We start from the raw sequence: 19,769 nt of genomic DNA on the forward strand, positions 1-19,769 counted from the left end.
GCAAAGCCCCCAACGTCATTGCGAGGAGCTACTTTAGTAGCAACGAAGCGATCTATATGACAAGCTTCATGGACTACCACGCTCACATACGTTCGCTCGCAATGACTTACCTATTAATTCGTCATTGCGAGAAGTGCGTAAACACGACGGAGCAATCCATATGACAAGCCTAGATAAATCAAAAATTATTGACAGGCTAAACACTCATCATATTTAGAAGACTCTTCTTCTTGTTTTTTCTTATTAGCTATTTCAATATCTTTAAAATCTACTTTCTTGACATCGTGTGATACTTTATCGGGTCTTTGAATTGAGGTTGATCTACAATAATATAAACTCTTTACTCCTTTTTTCCAGGCTCTAAAATGGATATTATTTAAGTACATCTTACTTACATTACCTGCTAAGAAAAGATTTAGAGATTGAGATTGCGAAATATGTGGCGTCCTATCTGCTGCTAAATCAATAAGCCAATTTTGATCAATCTCATGTGCCGTTTTAAAAACCTCTTTTTCATGAGCAGATAAAAAAGTTAAATGTTGAACCGAGCCTTCATGCGTGGCAATTGATGACCAAACTTGATCATTATTAAAGCCTTTGCTACTTAATAATTTTTCTAAATATTTGTTACGTACATTAAAAGATCCGGTAAGAGTCTTTTGAATAAAACTATTAGCAGCAAATGGTTCAATTCCAGGCGAACTATTACCAGCAATAATTGAGATTGATGCTGTGGGAGCAATAGCTGTTTTATTACTAAAACGCTCTTTACTACCTACTTCATCTGCATCAGGACAAGCCCCACGTTCATCAGATAAAATTACGGAAGCTCTATCAACTTCTTTATGAATATGTTCAAATATTTGGTTATTCCAAACCTTTGCCATTACCGATTCTACCGGCACATCCTTTAATTGTAAGAATGAGTGAAAACCCATAACCCCTAACCCTACGCTACGTTCACGCATGGCTGAATATTTTGCTCGCTCCATGGTGTTTGGGGCTTTAGTGATAAAATCTTCAAGCACATTATCTAGAAAACGCATGGCGGTAGGAATAAACTCTGGATCATTTTGCCAATCATCAAAATATTCTAAATTTACCGAAGATAGGCAACAAACAGCAGTTCTCGCTTTACCCAAATGATCAATACCAGTTGGTAAAGTAATCTCACTACAAAGATTTGAAGTTTTTACCTGTAGCCCAAGTTTTTTATGATGTTCAGGAATATATTTATTGATAGTATCAATAAATATTATGTAAGGTTCTCCAGTTTCTATTCTAGTAGTTAATAACTTCACCCATATCTCTCTTGCCTTAACTACCCGTACAACTTTTTTAGTATCAGGGCTAATTAAAGAAAAATCCTCATCATTTTCTACTGCTCGCATAAAGGCATCTGTTACAGCTATACCATGATGAATGTTCAAAGCTTTACGATTAGTATCACCACCTGTATGACGTCTTAAATCGATAAATTCCTCAATTTCTGGATGGTCAATTGGTAAGTATATAGCAGCACTACCACGTCTAATTGATCCTTGGGAAATAGCTAAGGTCATAGAATCCACAACTTTGACAAATGGAATAATGCCAGAAGAAGTGCCTTTGCCTTTAATTTCCTCATTAATCGAACGAACGTTGCCCCAGTAGCTTCCTATACCACCACCACGCGAGGCTAACCAAACATTCTCCGTCCAAAGGTCTACAATACCTTCTAAACTATCATCTGTTTCATTCAAAAAACAAGAAATAGGCATCCCTCTATCAGTTCCACCATTACTAAGAACTGGAGTGGCTGGCATAAACCACAGCTTGCTTATATACTCATATAATTGCTGGGCATGTTGGGTATTATCAGCATAGTAGCTAGCAACTCTAGCGAATAAATCCTGAAAATCCTCTCCGGCTAATAAGTACCTATCCTTTAGGACGGCTTTACCAAAATTAGTCAATAAATTATCTCGTTTCTTGTCAATTTCTATAGGAAATTTAGTATTTGCTTGCGTTGTCATGTTGTATTTCTTAGTTTTTGAATTAAGTTGTGATTATAACTGAATTTGATTATAATAAATGAAAAAAATCTAAATTATAGCAGATTTTTATTTTAACACTAAATACAAGGTGTCATTGCGAGAAGGCGTGAGCCAAGAAGCAATCTAACCTCACAACCGTCATTGCGAGGAGCTACTTTAGTAGCATTGAAGCAATCCATTCATGATCATTTTTGGATTGCCGCGTTGCCGCAAAGCGGCTCTGAGCCATGACGTCTTGATTTTTCAGTCTACTATCCATCATATATGCTCAACATATTGGTCTTAAGTAATTGAGTTGATTACATGCTCGACAAATACCGATCTTTTCATGCGACGCTCTTCAGTATTGGCTCAGCTAACTCCTACTAACAATTCTGCAACAGTAATGGAACTAATATAACCTGAGTTTGACGTAAGCACCAAACAAAATGCTAAGCATTATGTAATAACATAAACAAACTGTTGGTGGTGAGCTATGGTAAAAATAAAACCTTCTTTCAAACTAGTGTGTTAGGAGAAAGAATATTTGAAAAGTAAGAAGGGAGGGATTATAAAGTTCTCGAATAATAACAACAAAATTGGAGAATATATTATGATCCCTCTTACGGAGATTTTCTGCTTAATTGATGATTTTTGCAAGCATTTTGATACGGAGCAAAATAAATATATATTACCAAATCCTAACCGTAAGCGTAAAGTAGTTTGCAGTATAGGACTCTCAGAGATTATTACTATTATAGTAATGTTTCACTTGAGTCACTACCGTACCTTTAAAGATTTTTATTTATGCTGCCTATGTCAAAGTTATAGAAAGGAATTTCCAAAACTTGTGAGCTATAGTCGTTTTGTTCAGTTAATGCCAATGAGCTTCATGCCCATGGTATTACTGCTAAAAAGCCTATCAGGAAAACAAACTGGTCAATATTATATCGACTCTACTAAACTTCCTGCTTGCCATAATTTAAGAATTAATAGACATAAAGTATTCAAAGACATAGCAAAAAGAGGTAAGACTTCCACTGGGTGGTTCTTTGGTTGTAAGCTACATATTGTCATTAACAGTTGCGGAGAGATTATGAGTTTTTCTTTAACTCCAGGAAATGTTGATGATAGAGCAGTGGTAGAAAATTTAGTAGATAAATTACAAGGCTGGCTTTTTGGTGATCGTGGGTATATCAGTAAAAAACTCACTCAATCCCTTGCTAATCAAGGTTTAGAACTAATAACAAAAATTAAAAGTAATATGAAAGAAAGAATAATAGATCCTATTAAAAAGCGGTTTTTAAATAAAAGGTATATTATTGAAACCATTAACGATCAACTAAAAAACCTTTGTCATATAGACCATACAAGGCATAGATCTGTTATGAATTTTCAAAATAACGTATTAGCTGGACTGCTTGCCTATGTTTTTAAGCCTAATAAAATTTCTGTAGCTTTTGGAAAATTAAACAATCTCAACCTTCCTCTTACATCAAACTGAGGTTAATAATAATCAAGATACAAAGAAAGAAAATTAGGAGAGAAGTACAGTTATAATAAATTATATAGCCCAGATATTGCATGATAGATTATTACAAGGGGTTCAGAGGTAAATATTGGTGCCTTTATACAATATCTGGGTTAGATTTTATAATTTATACAAAGTTGGCAAGATAGTAAGAAACTAGCTGTTGAAAAAAATATATAATTGACAACCAGGGGCAAAATTTATAGTGTCTGGGGGAGTAGACGTAATAGTCACCTATTACGCCCCTCGTTAGAACCGCATCGTGCCCTATTAAGGCAATGGGCTCAAGATATCATCATTTACACGGTATGCTCACTGAAACATGACATGATATACTTTTACCTTTGGCAAAGGATGGCGTGTAATAAAAAGTCTAAATTGTTCCCAGTTAAATGATTTCTTCTGACTGCGTCTATTTAGCCATTTGAACATTATTTTAACCGCCTTCCATATGAAACCATTTACGGCATCGCAATTGTGCGACACTCCATAATATTGGATATGTCCTCTAAGCTTACTGCAAAAGATTGTCCATATGATAGGTAGTTTGTATTTGTTTCTAATGCCTTTACACCAATCATTAACTTTCTTTAACTTGGTGCTTATCCTTTTTCCACTGCTCTTTAACTTAGGTATTATTCTACCATTCCTAGACTTTCCCAGATAAAAGGTAAATCCTAGAAAATCAAAGGACTCCTGTTTTATGCCTCGAGACAACTGGTTCTTTGAAAATCTGACCAATTTGGTCTTTTCTTCATTAAGTTTAAGTTTGTACTTTTCAAGTCGTTTCACAAGAACTACTTTAATCTTCTTTGCATCCTCTTCATATCTACAGCATATCACTGCATCGTCACAGTAGCGAAATAATTCTACCGTACCACTGCAATGCTGGGTTACTACTTTTTTAATCCATTCATCTAGTACATAGTGAGCAAATATATTCGCAAGTATGGGGCTTACAATACTTCCTGCAATTACCCCTTCTTCTAGGATAGTTAACTCTCCATCAGATAATACTCCCGCCTTAAACATACGGATTAAATACCTAATTAGCCTCTCATCCTGAACCTTCTCCCGTAATATTTCGATCAATATCTTCCTATCCAATGTACCAAAAAAAGTTCGCTAAGTCTAAGTCTATTATGCTCTCAACCTCATTTTCATAAAGATGTTTAGAAAGCTCCCTTACTGCATCATGACATCCAATCCCTGCCCTGAAACCGTAGGAACACTTAAGGAATAATGGCTCATAGATATTTTCAAGTACCTTCTTCATCATCTTTTGGCAAAGCTTATCTTCAAAATTGCTAATCCCTAAAGTCCTATACTTACCCGGGCTTCCTTCCTTTGGTATCTTTACCTCTAGTATATTCCCTGGTTTATATACCATGTTCTTTAGTTTCTTAACCAATTCTCTGATATTTTCTGTAAGGTTTAAGCTATAGCTCGATTTGTCCATACCATCTGTTCCCACCGCTCTATTTACATCAAGCTCTTGGTAACATTTGGTAAGTGCTTCTTCATTAAATAAATGCATGAGATTGTTAAATCTCTTGCCCTTATCCTGTGAGGATAACCATGCTATTCTTTTTAGTTTCGTTTCTGTATTTATTTGATATTCTGTTGTTATCATAACATTTCCCTAAAAAGATCGATTTTACCCAGGATCCTTCGCTCCACAAACTTTCCTCTGCTTCAACACTACTATGATCCATCCGACTTCCTATATCCCCTCTCAGCTCCCTTGGGTTTTACTCTTGTCGGCTGATTATAATGGTTCCAATATTTTGGACAGAAAAATAAGAAAAATGAGATAGAATTCTTTAGCAAACAAGGAGAGCTAGAGATGAAAAAACAAGTAAGGCAATATAGTGCTGAGGAGAAAGCCAAAATTGTCATAGAAGCAATTAAGGGAGAGCTAACAATAGCCCAGATAACCAGTAAGTATGGTGTTCATGCAACACAGATCAGTAACTGGAAAAAACAAGGTCTTGAGTTGTTAGTACAAGGTTTTAAGAATAAAACACAGAGTGCTGATCCAAATCAGCAGGGGTTAATCAAGAATCTATATGAGCAAATTGGTCAGTTAAGCGTTGAGTGTGACTGGCTCAAAAAAAAATCTGCATTGTTTGGAATTAAAGGTTAGGTGTAATATGATAGAGCCTAATCATAATAAGTTAACAATTGTACAACAGTGTAAGTTATTGGATATTAGCAGGTCAACCTATTACTATCAACCTACTGGTATTAGTGAACAAGATATCAAGATTATGGCAATAATTGATGAGACCTATACTATGCATCCATATTATGGTATGCGGCGGATGGCTAAATATTTACAAGCCCAAGGTTTTTCGGTAGGTCGTAAAGCTGTTAGACGTTACTACAAGATAATGGGTCTTGAAGCTGTTTATCCTAAAATAAATTTAAGCAAGAGGAATCAAGTGCATAAAATATATCCTTATTTACTAAAAGGATTAGAAATAGTATTGCCAAACCAGGTTTGGAGTGCAGATATAACGTATATAAGACTGAGCCAAGGGTTCGTATATTTAGTAGCTATTATTGACTGGTATAGTCGTTATATTCTAAGTTGGCGAATCTCCATTAGTTTGGAAAGTGAATTTTGTGTAACAGCCCTTGAAGACGCTATAGAAAAATATGGTATGCCAAAAATATTTAATACTGATCAAGGAGTACAATTTACCTCGGAGAATTTTATTAGTATGCTAAAGCTACATAATATCTTGATTAGTATGGATGGTAAGGGACGAGCCTTAGATAATATTTTTATTGAACGTTTTTGGCGATCATTAAAACAGGAAAAAATTTATCGGATTATTTTAACAACAGTAAAGGAGGCAAAGACAGCAATTAACGAATATATGGACTTTTATAATAGACAAAGGATGCATCAAGCTTTGGATTATAAAACTCCAGAATGTGTATATTTTGAAAAAAATATTGTATAAAAACAACAATTTAATTTTTGTGAATTATATCTCTATTTATCTAAATTTTTGTCTAGACAAAGGGGACCACCTTAAATAGTAACAATAAAGAGAACGAAAGTTAAAGAGTTAATGAATAAGTATTCTGAATAAAATCCGTAATTATGTCGAGGCTCTAGAAGCCGTGGGAATGAGAGGTCACTCAAGGATATTTATAAGAATGCAGAAACCATTATGGCACTCGATGCCGAATATATGACCGCTTCCTTTGTGGCTCTATTTTTTTATTTTCTTTGTTGACAAATTCACTCGTCCATATATGACAAGAGTACGCAGGAATGACAAATTTTGCGTTTAAAGATAGATGTTGTGACTCGGATATATTCAAATTTCCTTCGAACAACCTACTATTTATAAGCTCTACAAAAAACTTGATTATCTAGTAATAAACACACATTTACTATGGCTCAAATACTAATCAAGTTAGGTTAAAAAGAAAATTTGTGCTTTGCCCCTAAATAATTAAGCTGTTTGGTTGAAGAAGTTCTAACGCAAACATCATCCGGTATTTCCCTAAGAAATCTAGAAGGAGAAGACCTTATTACTTCATGAAACATAAAACGACTTTCGGCATAAGTAATATACAACTCTTTCTTCGCTCTAGTAATACCAACATAAGCAATTCTCCGCTCTTCTTCTAAACCTTTCTCCCCATCTTCATTTAGTGATCTTTGATGTGGAAAAACCCCCTCTTCCCAACCGGGCAAAAAAACTAAATCAAATTCAAGACCTTTGGCAGCATGTAGAGTCATAATACTAATAGACCCACCAAAATTTGATTCTAACGTTTCATTTTCCATTACCAAACTCGAATGTTCGATAAAGTCTTGAATATTATCAAATTCTGCAATTGCTCTCAGCATTTCATTAATATTCTCAATCCTGCCAATTGCCTCGTCAGTCTTTTCTTCTTGTAACATTGGCAGATAACCTGATTCTTTTAATAAATCTTTTGTCACATTAAGTGCTGGCTCGTTTTGATATCGCAAATTCCAATTATCTATGTTAGTAATTAACTGATTTAAACTATCTTTGACCTTATTTTTAACAATTCCTTCTTGCAACATTTGACGAATAGCAACAAGAATAGGTATGTTATGTTCAGCTGCATAATCTTTTATTTGTTTTAATGTACTATTGCCAATGGCTCTTCTTGGAACATTTATTATACGTTCAAGAGCAAGACTATCACTATGATTTAAAGTGATACGTATGTAGGAGAGTAGGTCGCGTATTTCCATTCGTTCATAAAACTTAAGACCACCGATTATTTTATACGGTAATGCATTACTAATCAGAACTTCTTCAAATGCTCTAGTTTGAAAACCAGCTCTAACTAATATCGCAACTAAACTGGCATTATACTTACCTTCTGTAACTAATTTGTCAATTTCAGATACAACAAATCTTGCTTCTTCTTTATCGTTCCAACAAGATATAATTTTAATTTTTTGTCCATCATTTTTATCAGTCCACAAGGTTTTACCATGACGATTCTTGTTATTGTCAATTACACTGGATGCAGCTGATAAAATTTCTGAACTAGACCTATAATTTTGTTCTAATTTTATTACTGTAGCATCTGGAAAATCCTTTTCAAAACGTAATATATTACCAATTTCTGCACCACGCCAACCATATATAGATTGATCATCATCGCCAACGCAACAAATATTCTTTGTGCTACTCGCAAGCATCCTAGCCCAAAGATATTGGACAGCGTTGGTATCTTGATATTCATCAATTAAAATATATTGATATCGTTCCTGATAATGCTTTAATATTGCAGGATTTTTTATAAATAACTCATTATTGTATAGTAGCAAATCTCCAAAATCCACTACGTTAGATGCTAATAAATTTTGTTGATACTCGTCATAGATCAACTTAGCCACTTTATGAATCGGTAGCTTAATGTCAGATTCCGAAAGTTTACACGGCAATAATCCTTGATCCTTCCAACGCGAGATAATAATATGTAAAATTTTAGGAACGTATTTTTTGGGATCTATATTTCTCTGTTTAACTATGTCTTTAATCAATTTAAGCTGATCATCATGACTAATAATAGTAAATCTACTGTTTAAACTAAGATTCAAAAACTCTGCTTGCTGGCGTAAAATCTTGGCTGCTATAGAATGAAAAGTTCCTATGTTTAGCCCATAACAATCAATCATTTTACTGATTCGATCTTGCATTTCTCTAGCCGCTTTATTGGTAAAAGTAACTGCTAAAATATTGCCAGGTGACGCTAAACCCTGATTAATTATGTTGGCTATTCTTGTTGTTAATACTTTAGTTTTACCAGTCCCTGCTCCAGCAAGCACAAGAAGAGAACCACGCACGTGTAAAACCGCTGCTAATTGCTGATGATTTAATGAATCTAGAAAGCTTTGTTGGGTCATTATCTAATGCCAATACCAATGGAAATGTTAATATCAGTGGATAATGGACAGGTTTAATCCACAAAAAATATTCTAACACATCAATCGCATAACATCAAATATTAATCCTTTATAGCTAAGCCGAATAGGTTATTTTGATATTGTTATTGTACATTCAAGTTAAGAATAGCATGTTCTTTAGTAATTACTGGAAAAAATTGTTTGTTAAAAGGAAATAACTCTACTGTTTTATTGCTGACAAACTCAATTTCAATAATATCACCTGCATTAAAATTAAAAATATTTATAATTTTTCCTATAACGACTAAATTGGCATCTAGTACTAATAAACCTTTTAAGTCTTCAATGTAAAATTCCTCTTCACTTAAGGAAGGGAAATCTGACCTATGACAAAAAATCTTACATCCCTTTAATTCTTCAGCGGAGGTTCTATTATTCACTTGGTTAAATCTACATATTATATCACCTTTAGAATTTTGACTAAGTAGTTTTAGAATAATTTTTTCTCCTAATTCATCAACTAAATTCATTTTAATGATATTAGTATTTGGCATAGTAAAAGATTTTACTATAACATTACCCTTTATTCCTTGTGCTGATAACACTACACCAACAAAAATTAAACCTTCTTTAGACATCATTTAACCATATAACACTACCTAATTCATTAAGAGAAACGATTTTTTCTTTAAACATACCGACCAAGCACACTTCATTAAAAACAAAAATAAGGCTGTGATTTTACAAAACACGAAACTTTTGTCACTTTAATGATGTTTTATCAAGCTTAGACAGATCACGAATTAGTTCTACAGTACACAAAATGATAACTCCTATGAAGATAGGTATCATCTTCAAGCTAGTTTTTGAATATTGATGCCAATTTAAAGGTTTTTGCTTATAAATATCTACAATAATAAATATTATAACAACGCCCAACCAAATACAAATGAATGTTACAATTTTTACAAAAAAATTTAAAATAGGTTGAACTCTTTTCTTCTTGTCCTTAATATAATAAAAATGTATCCTAGATATTATGAATATACAGATTGTTAACAAAATATATAGAAACTGAAAAAGAGTAGGGAGTTCATAACATTGGAGGAAAACAACCTCAAATATACAAACCCCCAATAATAAAAATAGATGTTTTTTTATCATTACATATATATTCTAACGTAATAAAATATATCCCGTAGATCAAGTTAATTATTTAATAACTTGTAATACAATATTATAACAAATAAAAAATAACAACAAGTATAATTTTGTTTTTATCAATTTTATGGATATACACTATAAATAATGTGTTAAACACAATTTTTTATTCATACTTCTTTTATAGACATCATTTAACCATATAATACTACCTAATTCATTAAGAGAAACCATTTTTTCTTTTTAGGATAATTTCCAGTCGTTTTCTCTAATTTTTCAAAATGCAATATGCCAAAACTATATCCAATCATGATTGGAATTGTAATAATCAGCAATCCATAATTACCTAACCTGGATATTGCATGAAGGTGGTATTTATAAAAATAAAATGGCAATATCGCTTATAAGTGGTCATGGATATACGTCAGTTCGGGATAAGATATAGATGAAATAGTAATAGATAAAAGGATTGTCAAAAAGGAGTGCCTGCAGTATTTATATTTTTAAACAAAAAAACAAACTACAGGCATGAAAAAAGATATCACAGAATTATATAGTTTTATAGATGATTTTTGTAAAATTTATTTGGAGTATGAACAGAGAAAGTTATTACCATCAAATAAGCAAAGAAATCGCTGTTGTAGCATGAGTCTAAGTGAAATGTTAACAATAATAATTATGTTTCATACATCCTATGCTAAGAATTTTAAATTTTTCTATAAAAGTTATATAGAGTGCATGCATAAGGATGATTTTCCCAAAGCCTTGAGTTATAATAGATTTGTTGAATTAATGGCACGATTATTCATACCGCTAAATATGTTGATTCATTTGTTGTTTGGTGAGGAAACAGGTATTTATTTTATTGACTCTACAACGATTAAAGCTTGTCACAATAAAAGGCGTTATAGCAATAAAGTTTTTAAAGGATTAGCCAAACATAGTAAATCCTCTATGGGGTATTTTTATGGTTTTAAATTACATGTAATAATCAATAATAAAGGGGAGTTTATGGCATTAAAAGTGACCAAAGGCAATGTAGATGATAGGGTTCCAGTACCGGAGTTAACAAAAAGATTAACTGGAATTATAGCAGCTGATAAAGGTTATATTAAGCAAAATTTGTTCTTAAATTTATATGAAAGAGGCTTAAAAATGATTCATGGAATTAAGAAGAATATGGAAAATAAATTAATGGATTTGAAAGAAAAAATCTTACTTCGAAAGCGTAACTTAATTGAAACAGTTTTTGATTATCTAAAAAATAAAATGAACCTTGAACATACTAGACATAGATCACCAATAAATGCCTTTGTCCATATATTATCTACTCTTGTTGCTTACTCATTAAAGAAAAATAAACCTTCAACAAAATTTGATTTTAATCTACATGTTCACAATATCCTTATCCCGAATTGACGTGATATGTTAATTTTCACTTAAATTATGTCTAGATATGCAATTCTTCCTGATTTAAGATAGAATCCCCCCTTACCCCCATTTTTTATTGTACCGGGGACAGTACCATATCAATGGCATTCGGTTAAGCTGTTACCCCTCTTAAATTAAGAACTAACCTTATTAATTTTAGGTTATAGAGAAGCGAGTCCTTACATATTACGTCAATTCGGGATAAGGATATTGTGAACATGTAGATTAAAATCAAATTTTGTTGAAGGTTTATTTTTCTTTAATGAGTAAGCAACAAGAGTAGATAATATATGGACAAAGGCATTTATTGGTGATCTATGTCTAGTATGTTCAAGGTTCATTTTATTTTTTAGATAATCAAAAACTGTTTCAATTAAGTTACGCTTTCGAAGTAAGATTTTTTCTTTCAAATCCATTAATTTATTTTCCATATTCTTCTTAATTCCATGAATCATTTTTAAGCCTCTTTCATATAAATTTAAGAACAAATTTTGCTTAATATAACCTTTATCAGCTGCTATAATTCCAGTTAATCTTTTTGTTAACTCCGGTACTGGAACCCTATCATCTACATTGCCTTTGGTCACTTTTAATGCCATAAACTCCCCTTTATTATTGATTATTACATGTAATTTAAAACCATAAAAATACCCCATAGAGGATTTACTATGTTTGGCTAATCCTTTAAAAACTTTATTGCTATAACGCCTTTTATTGTGACAAGCTTTAATCGTTGTAGAGTCAATAAAATAAATACCTGTTTCCTCACCAAACAACAAATGAATCAACATATTTAGCGGTATGAATAATCGTGCCATTAATTCAACAAATCTATTATAACTCAAGGCTTTGGGAAAATCATCCTTATGCATGCACTCTATATAACTTTTATAGAAAAATTTAAAATTCTTAGCATAGGATGTATGAAACATAATTATTATTGTTAACATTTCACTTAGACTCATGCTACAACAGCGATTTCTTTGCTTATTTGATGGTAATAACTTTCTCTGTTCATACTCCAAATAAATTTTACAAAAATCATCTATAAAACTATATAATTCTGTGATATCTTTTTTCATGCCTGTAGTTTGTTTTTTTGTTTAAAAATATAAATACTGCAGGCACTCCTTTTTGACAATCCTTTTATCTATTACTATTTCATCTATATCTTATCCCGAACTGACGTATTTTGGATCATATTTTTTAATAAGGCAAGCAATAATAGCACCCATTTTTAGGAACTAAGCACAATAACTCATGACCTCCAAACTGGATTTTCTTAACCGAATGCCATTGAGTACCATATTAGCCTAAATATTGCATGAAAGAATAGAGACAAAACCCTTGTAATACTATATAATATCAGTGTTAAAAGAAGATTACATAGAGGGTTTTGCCATGACAAATTGTACAGGATTAATTTACCAATCGAAAGTAAAAAATCGTCAAATAGAAATAAATTTCACAGGAGGTAATATTAGTAGCGATGGAGGTGTATTATTGCTAAGAGAAGCAGATAAAAGACTTGGTCTAACTAATGAACTGGCTAAGATTTTTCCTGATAAGCGAGATTCTGATAAAATTACTCATACTATTTTAACAATGCTCAAACAGCGTATTTATGGTATTGCTCTTGGTTATGAAGATTTAAATGATCACGATAATTTAAGAAAATGTCCAGCTTTGCAAACAAGTATAGACACACTGGACGATATGGCTAGTAGCTCTACTTTATGCCGTTTAGAAAATAAAGCAGATCGTGGATTTGCTCTTAAAGCTCATAAGGTGATGATTGACAAGTTTGTCGAATCTCATAAAACCGTGCCGAAACAATTAATACTTGATTTTGATGCCACTGATGATGAAATTTATGGCAATCAAGAGGGGAAGTTTTATCATGGATATTATCGTCATAATTGCTTTCTACCTTTATATGTTTTTTGTGGAAAAAAGCTGTTAGTAAGCAATCTTCGCAGCTCAAAGCTAGATCAAGCAAAGCATAGCTGGGCAATATTATCTCTATTAGTCAAGCGTTTTCGTCAATCGTGGCCTGAAGTAGAGATTATTTTTCGTGGTGATGGTGGATTTTGTCGTCATCAGATGCTGGATTGGTGTGATGAAAATAATGTAAAATATATAGTCGGAATAGCCCAAAATACTAGACTCAACAAGCTGCTTGAGCCATTGATGCAACAATCTAACGAAGCCTTCACAATTAGCAAAGAGAAGCAACGCTTTTTTAGTGAATTTAAATATAAAGCTGATAGCTGGAGTCGTCATCGTAAGATAGTTGGTAAATCATACCAATTGCAATAATTAACACGGTGTGTTTATCCAGTCTCTATACATAATTGATTTTACTAAATCTACATTATGAGCAAATTGATTCCAAGCGTAACAAGCCATAGTGACGATATCTTCATATACACCATAACATTGGTTAGACAAGAAATGATTTTTGATCCATTCCCAAACTTGTTCCATTGCATTAAGTTCCGGTGCATAGGGCGGAAGCGGTATCAAAGTGATATTGCTTGGCACAGTTAGTTTTTTGGCTGTGTGCCAACCTGCATTATCCGTTAGTAAAGCTATATGTCGGTTGCCTTGAATACTGCGAGAAAGCTCTTCTAAGAATTTATTCATTGCCTGTGTGTTTGCATATGGTAAAATTAATGCAAAAGCTTCTCCTGTATCATGGCAAGCAGCTCCATAAATATATGTTGAAATGAATTGCTGTTGCCGAACTTTACGGGGTCTAGTGCCACGCTTAGCCCATATACGAGTTAAGCTACCTTGTTGCCCAACTCGAGTTTCATCCTGAGACCATATATCAACTTTACATCTATCGATATTTTTTGGTAATAATTTTGTTAACATGTCTGGGAAGTTTTTTTATATGTATTTTGAGTCTCTTGATTTGACTTTGGATGCATTGAACGAGAAGTAATCCAGCTAAAACCAAGGCGGTGCATAGTATTGTAGACTGTTTTTAAAGCGCATTTAGCACCATATTCCTCAAGTAACATGATATGTAGCTCCTTTCCAGTTATATACCCACCAGTTTTACTTTCACTGAGCGTATTGATTTTATCAAAAAGAGCAGACTCTTGTATAGTGTTAATCTTCCTAGGGGCGCCGCTTCTTTGTGATTCAAATAATCCTTCAAAACCATGATTCCTAAATCTTCTGAGCCATGATTGCACAGTTTTCCAGTGTGACTTCACTATTTCAGATATGGCTTTTAAAGATTTGCCTAATTGAAGGTGATACATCGCCAATAAACGTATACGATTTCGACCATGCGGCTCATGTTTCATCATTTTTATAAAATCATGACCATGAAAACCTTGTGGTAATATTAACCTAGCCATTTGAGTACCTTTATCAGTTAAAAACCCATTTTACACCACTGCGTTAATTATTGCAATTGGTATCAGAAGTAACTAGCCTTGGTGAGAATCCAAGATATATAGTAACTAATTTAGCAGGTAAGCCAGAAGATTTATATGATAAAAATTACTGTGCACGTGGAGATATGGAAAATCGTATAAAAGAGCAACAGTTAGAGCTATTTGCCGATCGCACTTCATGCCATAAATGGTGGGCTAATCAACTCAGACTAATTTTGTCAAGCCTTGCCTATACATTAGTAGAATATATACATGATAAGTTTTTACAAGGTACTGAATTAGCTAAAGCCTTGGTAGGAACGGTGCGTTTAAAATTGTTCAAAATTGGAGCAATAATTATTAGAAATACTAGGAGCATTAAATTCTTGTTGTCTTCATCTTATCCTTACCAACATATATGGGATAGTGTTATGAAAAAATTAGCTATAGAATAAGCTAATATGGTACTGTCCCCGGTACAATAAAAAATGGGGGTAAGGGGGGATTCTATCTTAAATCAGGAAGAATTGCATATCTAGACATAATTTAAGTGAAAATTAACATATCCATTACCACTTATAAGCGATATTGCCATTTTATTTTTATAAATACCACCTTCATGCAATATCCAGGCTAGGAATGATGGAGAGACGCCTATAAGTAATAGGCGAGCATTGAGCGACAACGTCCCCAACTTTTCATCAATTGACTATACCGGACTTGTCGTTTTATTTGGTCTATTCGCTTGGTATTATCATAACTCACCTTACGCATAAACCCCATGACAATTTAAAAATTCCGGAAAAGTACAAAACGCTATTAGCGAGACCACTACGTGGTCGTGGCAATCCACATTCATTAGATTGCTTCGTCGCTACTAAAGTAGCTTCTCGCAATGACGCCAAGCTATTTTCTATATGACTTTTAAATGCCATGCGTAAGGTATTATCATAAAACAATTCAGCACCCTATAGAGCGTTATCAGCTTGTTTCATCAAAATCTGAAATTGATATTGAGTTAGTTGAATTCAACAGAATCGAGGAATTAGAATAAACACGGTTAATATTTGATGTTATAGGATTAATATGTTAGACTATACTTAGTTGTGGATTAAACATCAAAATTTGAAGGCTTAATGAAGTTTCAAAAAGAGTCGGTTATTTTAAATAATGAACAAGACTCTATATTGTTTGCACAAACTATCGCTAAAAATTTAGAGTCTAATAAAATTATAACTTTTTCAGGTGATTTAGGTTGTGGAAAAACATTTATCTGTCGAGAGATTATAAAGCATTTTTGTGGATCTGATACTAATATCAGCAGCCCTACTTTTAATTTGCTACAAATCTACAAGACTTCAAAATTTATGATTTATCATTTTGATCTCTACCGTTTAAATTATTTAGAAGAAATTTATGAACTATCTATAGAAGAAGCCTTGCAGGGCAATATTTGTCTAATTGAATGGCCAGAAATAATTGAAGAAATATTACCGCTACCTATAACTAAAATTCATCTACAAATACTCGAAGATAATAAACGCTTTTGTAGTATTTATCATTTCTCATAATCTAATACTACAGGGATAAGAATAAGCTTTTAAAGAATGGGTAATAGTAATGTACTAAGTTAGGGAATGAAAAAAATAAGCAATATCACAAAAATAATGAATACAGCTATTAGTGGAGCAAAAAAATCTGTTATATTTATAGATATAACCTAACCTGAATATTACATGAAAGAATAGAGACAAAACCCTTGTAATACTATATAATATCAGTGTTAAAAGAAGATTACATAGAGGGTTTTGCCATGACAAATTGTACAGGATTAATTTACCAATCGAAAGTAAAAAATCGTCAAATAGAAATAAATTTCACAGGAGGTAATATTAGTAGCGATGGAGGTGTATTATTGCTAAGAGAAGCAGATAAAAGACTTGGTCTAACTAATGAACTGGCTAAGATTTTTCCTGATAAGCGAGATTCTGATAAAATTACTCATACTATTTTAACAATGCTCAAACAGCGTATTTATGGTATTGCTCTTGGTTATGAAGATTTAAATGATCACACGTCAGTTCGGGATAAGATATAGATGAAATAGTAATAGATAAAAGGATTGTCAAAAAGGAGTGCCTGCAGTATTTATATTTTTAAACAAAAAAACAAACTACAGGCATGAAAAAAGATATCACAGAATTATATAGTTTTATAGATGATTTTTGTAAAATTTATTTGGAGTATGAACAGAGAAAGTTATTACCATCAAATAAGCAAAGAAATCGCTGTTGTAGCATGAGTCTAAGTGAAATGTTAACAATAATAATTATGTTTCATACATCCTATGCTAAGAATTTTAAATTTTTCTATAAAAGTTATATAGAGTGCATGCATAAGGATGATTTTCCCAAAGCCTTGAGTTACAATAGATTTGTTGAATTAATGGCACGATTATTCATACCGCTAAATATGTTGATTCATTTGTTGTTTGGTGAGGAAACAGGTATTTATTTTATTGACTCTACAACGATTAAAGCTTGTCACAATAAAAGGCGTTATAGCAATAAAGTTTTTAAAGGATTAGCCAAACATAGTAAATCCTCTATGGGGTATTTTTATGGTTTTAAATTACATGTAATAATCAATAATAAAGGGGAGTTTATGGCATTAAAAGTGACCAAAGGCAATGTAGATGATAGGGTTCCAGTACCGGAGTTAACAAAAAGATTAACTGGAATTATAGCAGCTGATAAAGGTTATATTAAGCAAAATTTGTTCTTAAATTTATATGAAAGAGGCTTAAAAATGATTCATGGAATTAAGAAGAATATGGAAAATAAATTAATGGATTTGAAAGAAAAAATCTTACTTCGAAAGCGTAACTTAATTGAAACAGTTTTTGATTATCTAAAAAATAAAATGAACCTTGAACATACTAGACATAGATCACCAATAAATGCCTTTGTCCATATATTATCTACTCTTGTTGCTTACTCATTAAAGAAAAATAAACCTTCAACAAAATTTGATTTTAATCTACATGTTCACAATATCCTTATCCCGAATTGACGTATCACGATAATTTAAGAAAATGTCCAGCTTTGCAAACAAGTATAGACACACTGGACGATATGGCTAGTAGCTCTACTTTATGCCGTTTAGAAAATAAAAGTAGATCGTGGATTTGCTCTTAAAGCTCATAAGGTGATGATTGACAAGTTTGTCGAATCTCGTAAAACCGTGCCGAAACAATTAATACTTGATTTTGATGCCACTGATGATGAAATTTATGGCAATCAAGAGGGGAAGTTTTATCATGGATATTATCGTCATAATTGCTTTCTACCTTTATATGTTTTTTGTGGAAAAAAGCTGTTAGTAAGCAATCTTCGCAGCTCAAAGCTAGAACAAGCAAAGCATAGCTGGGCAATATTATCTCTATTAGTCAAGCGTTTTCGTCAATCGTGGCCTGAAGTAGAGATTATTTTTCGTGGTGATGGTGGATTTTGTCGTCATCAGATGCTGGATTGGTGTGATGAAAATAATGTAAAATATATAGTCGGAATAGCCCAAAATACTAGACTCAACAAGCTGCTTGAGCCATTGATGCAACAATCTAACGAAGCCTTCACAATTAGCAAAGAGAAGCAACGCTTTTTTAGTGAATTTAAATATAAAGCTGATAGCTGGAGTCGTCATCGTAAGATAGTTGGTAAATCAGAAGTAACTAGCCTTGGTGAGAATCCAAGATATATAGTAACTAATTTAGCAGGTAAGCCAGAAGATTTATATGATAAAAATTACTGTGCACGTGGAGATATGGAAAATCGTATAAAAGAGCAACAGTTAGAGCTATTTGCCGATCGCACTTCATGCCATAAATGGTGGGCTAATCAACTCACGTCAATTCGGGATAAGGATATTGTGAACATGTAGATTAAAATCAAATTTTGTTGAAGGTTTATTTTTCTTTAATGAGTAAGCAACAAGAGTAGATAATATATGGACAAAGGCATTTATTGGTGATCTATGTCTAGTATGTTCAAGGTTCATTTTATTTTTTAGATAATCAAAAACTGTTTCAATTAAGTTACGCTTTCGAAGTAAGATTTTTTCTTTCAAATCCATTAATTTATTTTCCATATTCTTCTTAATTCCATGAATCATTTTTAAGCCTCTTTCATATAAATTTAAGAACAAATTTTGCTTAATATAACCTTTATCAGCTGCTATAATTCCAGTTAATCTTTTTGTTAACTCCGGTACTGGAACCCTATCATCTACATTGCCTTTGGTCACTTTTAATGCCATAAACTCCCCTTTATTATTGATTATTACATGTAATTTAAAACCATAAAAATACCCCATAGAGGATTTACTATGTTTGGCTAATCCTTTAAAAACTTTATTGCTATAACGCCTTTTATTGTGACAAGCTTTAATCGTTGTAGAGTCAATAAAATAAATACCTGTTTCCTCACCAAACAACAAATGAATCAACATATTTAGCGGTATGAATAATCGTGCCATTAATTCAACAAATCTATTATAACTCAAGGCTTTGGGAAAATCATCCTTATGCATGCACTCTATATAACTTTTATAGAAAAATTTAAAATTCTTAGCATAGGATGTATGAAACATAATTATTATTGTTAACATTTCACTTAGACTCATGCTACAACAGCGATTTCTTTGCTTATTTGATGGTAATAACTTTCTCTGTTCATACTCCAAATAAATTTTACAAAAATCATCTATAAAACTATATAATTCTGTGATATCTTTTTTCATGCCTGTAGTTTGTTTTTTTGTTTAAA

Annotated in this window: 19 protein-coding genes; 10 read left to right on the plus strand and 9 right to left on the minus strand. The window is 32.5% G+C overall.

Going from position 1 to position 19,769, the window contains the following annotated elements; all coding sequences use genetic code 11:
- Window positions 1–185: 185 nt before the first annotated feature.
- The gene (locus tag NBW66_RS12500) at window positions 186–2,015 is read right to left on the minus strand and encodes a ribonucleoside-diphosphate reductase subunit alpha (RefSeq protein ID WP_250311183.1); all 1,830 of its coding nucleotides are present in this window, start codon (window positions 2,013–2,015) and stop codon (window positions 186–188) included.
- Between the two features lie 613 nt (window positions 2,016–2,628).
- On the opposite strand from NBW66_RS12500, the gene NBW66_RS12505 reads away from it, so the two are divergent.
- Window positions 2,629–3,519 carry an IS982 family transposase gene (locus tag NBW66_RS12505; RefSeq protein WP_250311184.1) on the plus strand — a complete coding sequence of 297 codons (891 nt, stop codon included), beginning with the start codon at window positions 2,629–2,631 and terminating at the stop codon, window positions 3,517–3,519.
- A gap of 339 nt (window positions 3,520–3,858) precedes the next feature.
- Here NBW66_RS12505 and NBW66_RS12510 read toward each other — a convergent pair whose 3' ends face one another.
- Both NBW66_RS12510 and NBW66_RS12515 read right to left on the minus strand, forming a co-directional pair.
- Window positions 3,859–4,653 carry a reverse transcriptase domain-containing protein gene (locus NBW66_RS12510; RefSeq protein WP_250310563.1) on the minus strand — a complete coding sequence of 265 codons (795 nt, stop codon included), beginning with the start codon at window positions 4,651–4,653 and terminating at the stop codon, window positions 3,859–3,861.
- The gene (locus tag NBW66_RS12515) at window positions 4,646–5,179 is read right to left on the minus strand and encodes a reverse transcriptase domain-containing protein (RefSeq protein WP_250310562.1); all 534 of its coding nucleotides are present in this window, start codon (window positions 5,177–5,179) and stop codon (window positions 4,646–4,648) included. Before NBW66_RS12515 ends, NBW66_RS12510 begins: the two co-directional genes overlap by 8 nt.
- Before the next feature lie 213 nt (window positions 5,180–5,392).
- Here NBW66_RS12515 and NBW66_RS12520 point away from each other — a divergent pair, with 213 nt between their 5' ends.
- Both NBW66_RS12520 and NBW66_RS12525 read left to right on the plus strand, forming a co-directional pair.
- Entirely contained in the window at window positions 5,393–5,692 is a 300-nt protein-coding gene (locus NBW66_RS12520) for a transposase (protein ID WP_094649795.1), read from the plus strand.
- Window positions 5,693–5,699: 7 nt separating this feature from the next.
- Window positions 5,700–6,518: an IS3 family transposase gene (locus NBW66_RS12525; protein WP_250310686.1), complete on the plus strand. Its 819-nt coding sequence runs from the start codon at window positions 5,700–5,702 to the stop codon at window positions 6,516–6,518.
- A gap of 467 nt (window positions 6,519–6,985) precedes the next feature.
- Here NBW66_RS12525 and NBW66_RS12530 read toward each other — a convergent pair whose 3' ends face one another.
- Together NBW66_RS12530 and rimM are read right to left on the minus strand one after the other, a co-directional pair.
- Window positions 6,986–8,962, minus strand: a complete 1,977-nt coding sequence (locus tag NBW66_RS12530) for a UvrD-helicase domain-containing protein (RefSeq protein ID WP_250311185.1) — start codon at window positions 8,960–8,962, stop codon at window positions 6,986–6,988.
- A 143-nt stretch (window positions 8,963–9,105) separates the two neighbouring features.
- The gene (gene rimM, locus NBW66_RS12535; protein ID WP_250311186.1) at window positions 9,106–9,603 is read right to left on the minus strand and encodes a ribosome maturation factor RimM; all 498 of its coding nucleotides are present in this window, start codon (window positions 9,601–9,603) and stop codon (window positions 9,106–9,108) included.
- A gap of 1,048 nt (window positions 9,604–10,651) precedes the next feature.
- Here rimM and NBW66_RS12540 point away from each other — a divergent pair.
- Window positions 10,652–11,542, plus strand: coding sequence for an IS982 family transposase (locus tag NBW66_RS12540; RefSeq protein WP_250310582.1), 891 nt, complete (start codon window positions 10,652–10,654; stop codon window positions 11,540–11,542).
- A gap of 203 nt (window positions 11,543–11,745) precedes the next feature.
- Here NBW66_RS12540 and NBW66_RS12545 read toward each other — a convergent pair whose 3' ends face one another.
- Window positions 11,746–12,636 carry an IS982 family transposase gene (locus NBW66_RS12545; RefSeq protein ID WP_250310582.1) on the minus strand — a complete coding sequence of 297 codons (891 nt, stop codon included), beginning with the start codon at window positions 12,634–12,636 and terminating at the stop codon, window positions 11,746–11,748.
- A 286-nt stretch (window positions 12,637–12,922) separates the two neighbouring features.
- Here NBW66_RS12545 and NBW66_RS12550 point away from each other — a divergent pair, with 286 nt between their 5' ends.
- Window positions 12,923–13,873 carry an IS1380 family transposase gene (locus NBW66_RS12550; protein WP_250311187.1) on the plus strand — a complete coding sequence of 317 codons (951 nt, stop codon included), beginning with the start codon at window positions 12,923–12,925 and terminating at the stop codon, window positions 13,871–13,873.
- Here NBW66_RS12550 and NBW66_RS12555 read toward each other — a convergent pair whose 3' ends face one another.
- Window positions 13,874–14,434, minus strand: a complete 561-nt coding sequence (locus NBW66_RS12555; RefSeq protein ID WP_250310543.1) for an IS630 family transposase — start codon at window positions 14,432–14,434, stop codon at window positions 13,874–13,876.
- The gene (locus tag NBW66_RS12560) at window positions 14,428–14,928 is read right to left on the minus strand and encodes a helix-turn-helix domain-containing protein (protein WP_250310542.1); all 501 of its coding nucleotides are present in this window, start codon (window positions 14,926–14,928) and stop codon (window positions 14,428–14,430) included. The genes NBW66_RS12555 and NBW66_RS12560 overlap by 7 nt, the downstream gene beginning before the upstream one ends.
- A 56-nt stretch (window positions 14,929–14,984) precedes the next feature.
- Here NBW66_RS12560 and NBW66_RS12565 point away from each other — a divergent pair, with 56 nt between their 5' ends.
- The 5 genes from NBW66_RS12565 (at window position 14,985) to NBW66_RS12585 (ending at window position 18,885) form a co-directional block, all read left to right on the plus strand.
- On the plus strand, window positions 14,985–15,401 hold the full coding sequence (locus NBW66_RS12565; protein ID WP_250311188.1) for a transposase: 417 nt from the start codon (window positions 14,985–14,987) through the stop codon (window positions 15,399–15,401).
- Between the two features lie 681 nt (window positions 15,402–16,082).
- Window positions 16,083–16,517, plus strand: a complete 435-nt coding sequence (gene tsaE / locus NBW66_RS12570; protein WP_250311189.1) for a tRNA (adenosine(37)-N6)-threonylcarbamoyltransferase complex ATPase subunit type 1 TsaE — start codon at window positions 16,083–16,085, stop codon at window positions 16,515–16,517.
- Window positions 16,518–16,726: 209 nt separating this feature from the next.
- A complete protein-coding gene (locus NBW66_RS12575; protein WP_250311190.1) occupies window positions 16,727–17,044 on the plus strand; it encodes a transposase in 318 nt (105 codons plus the stop codon).
- Window positions 17,045–17,127: 83 nt separating this feature from the next.
- Entirely contained in the window at window positions 17,128–18,018 is an 891-nt protein-coding gene (locus NBW66_RS12580; RefSeq protein ID WP_250310582.1) for an IS982 family transposase, read from the plus strand.
- 135 nt (window positions 18,019–18,153) lie between these two features.
- On the plus strand, window positions 18,154–18,885 hold the full coding sequence (locus NBW66_RS12585) for an IS1380 family transposase (protein WP_284346694.1): 732 nt from the start codon (window positions 18,154–18,156) through the stop codon (window positions 18,883–18,885).
- Here NBW66_RS12585 and NBW66_RS12590 read toward each other — a convergent pair.
- A complete protein-coding gene (locus NBW66_RS12590) occupies window positions 18,853–19,743 on the minus strand; it encodes an IS982 family transposase (protein WP_250310582.1) in 891 nt (296 codons plus the stop codon). The two genes, NBW66_RS12585 and NBW66_RS12590, sit on opposite strands and share 33 nt — an antisense overlap.
- Window positions 19,744–19,769: the final 26 nt, after the last annotated feature.

The organism is Rickettsia endosymbiont of Oedothorax gibbosus (assembly GCF_936269705.1).
GTDB lineage: Bacteria > Pseudomonadota > Alphaproteobacteria > Rickettsiales > Rickettsiaceae > Tisiphia.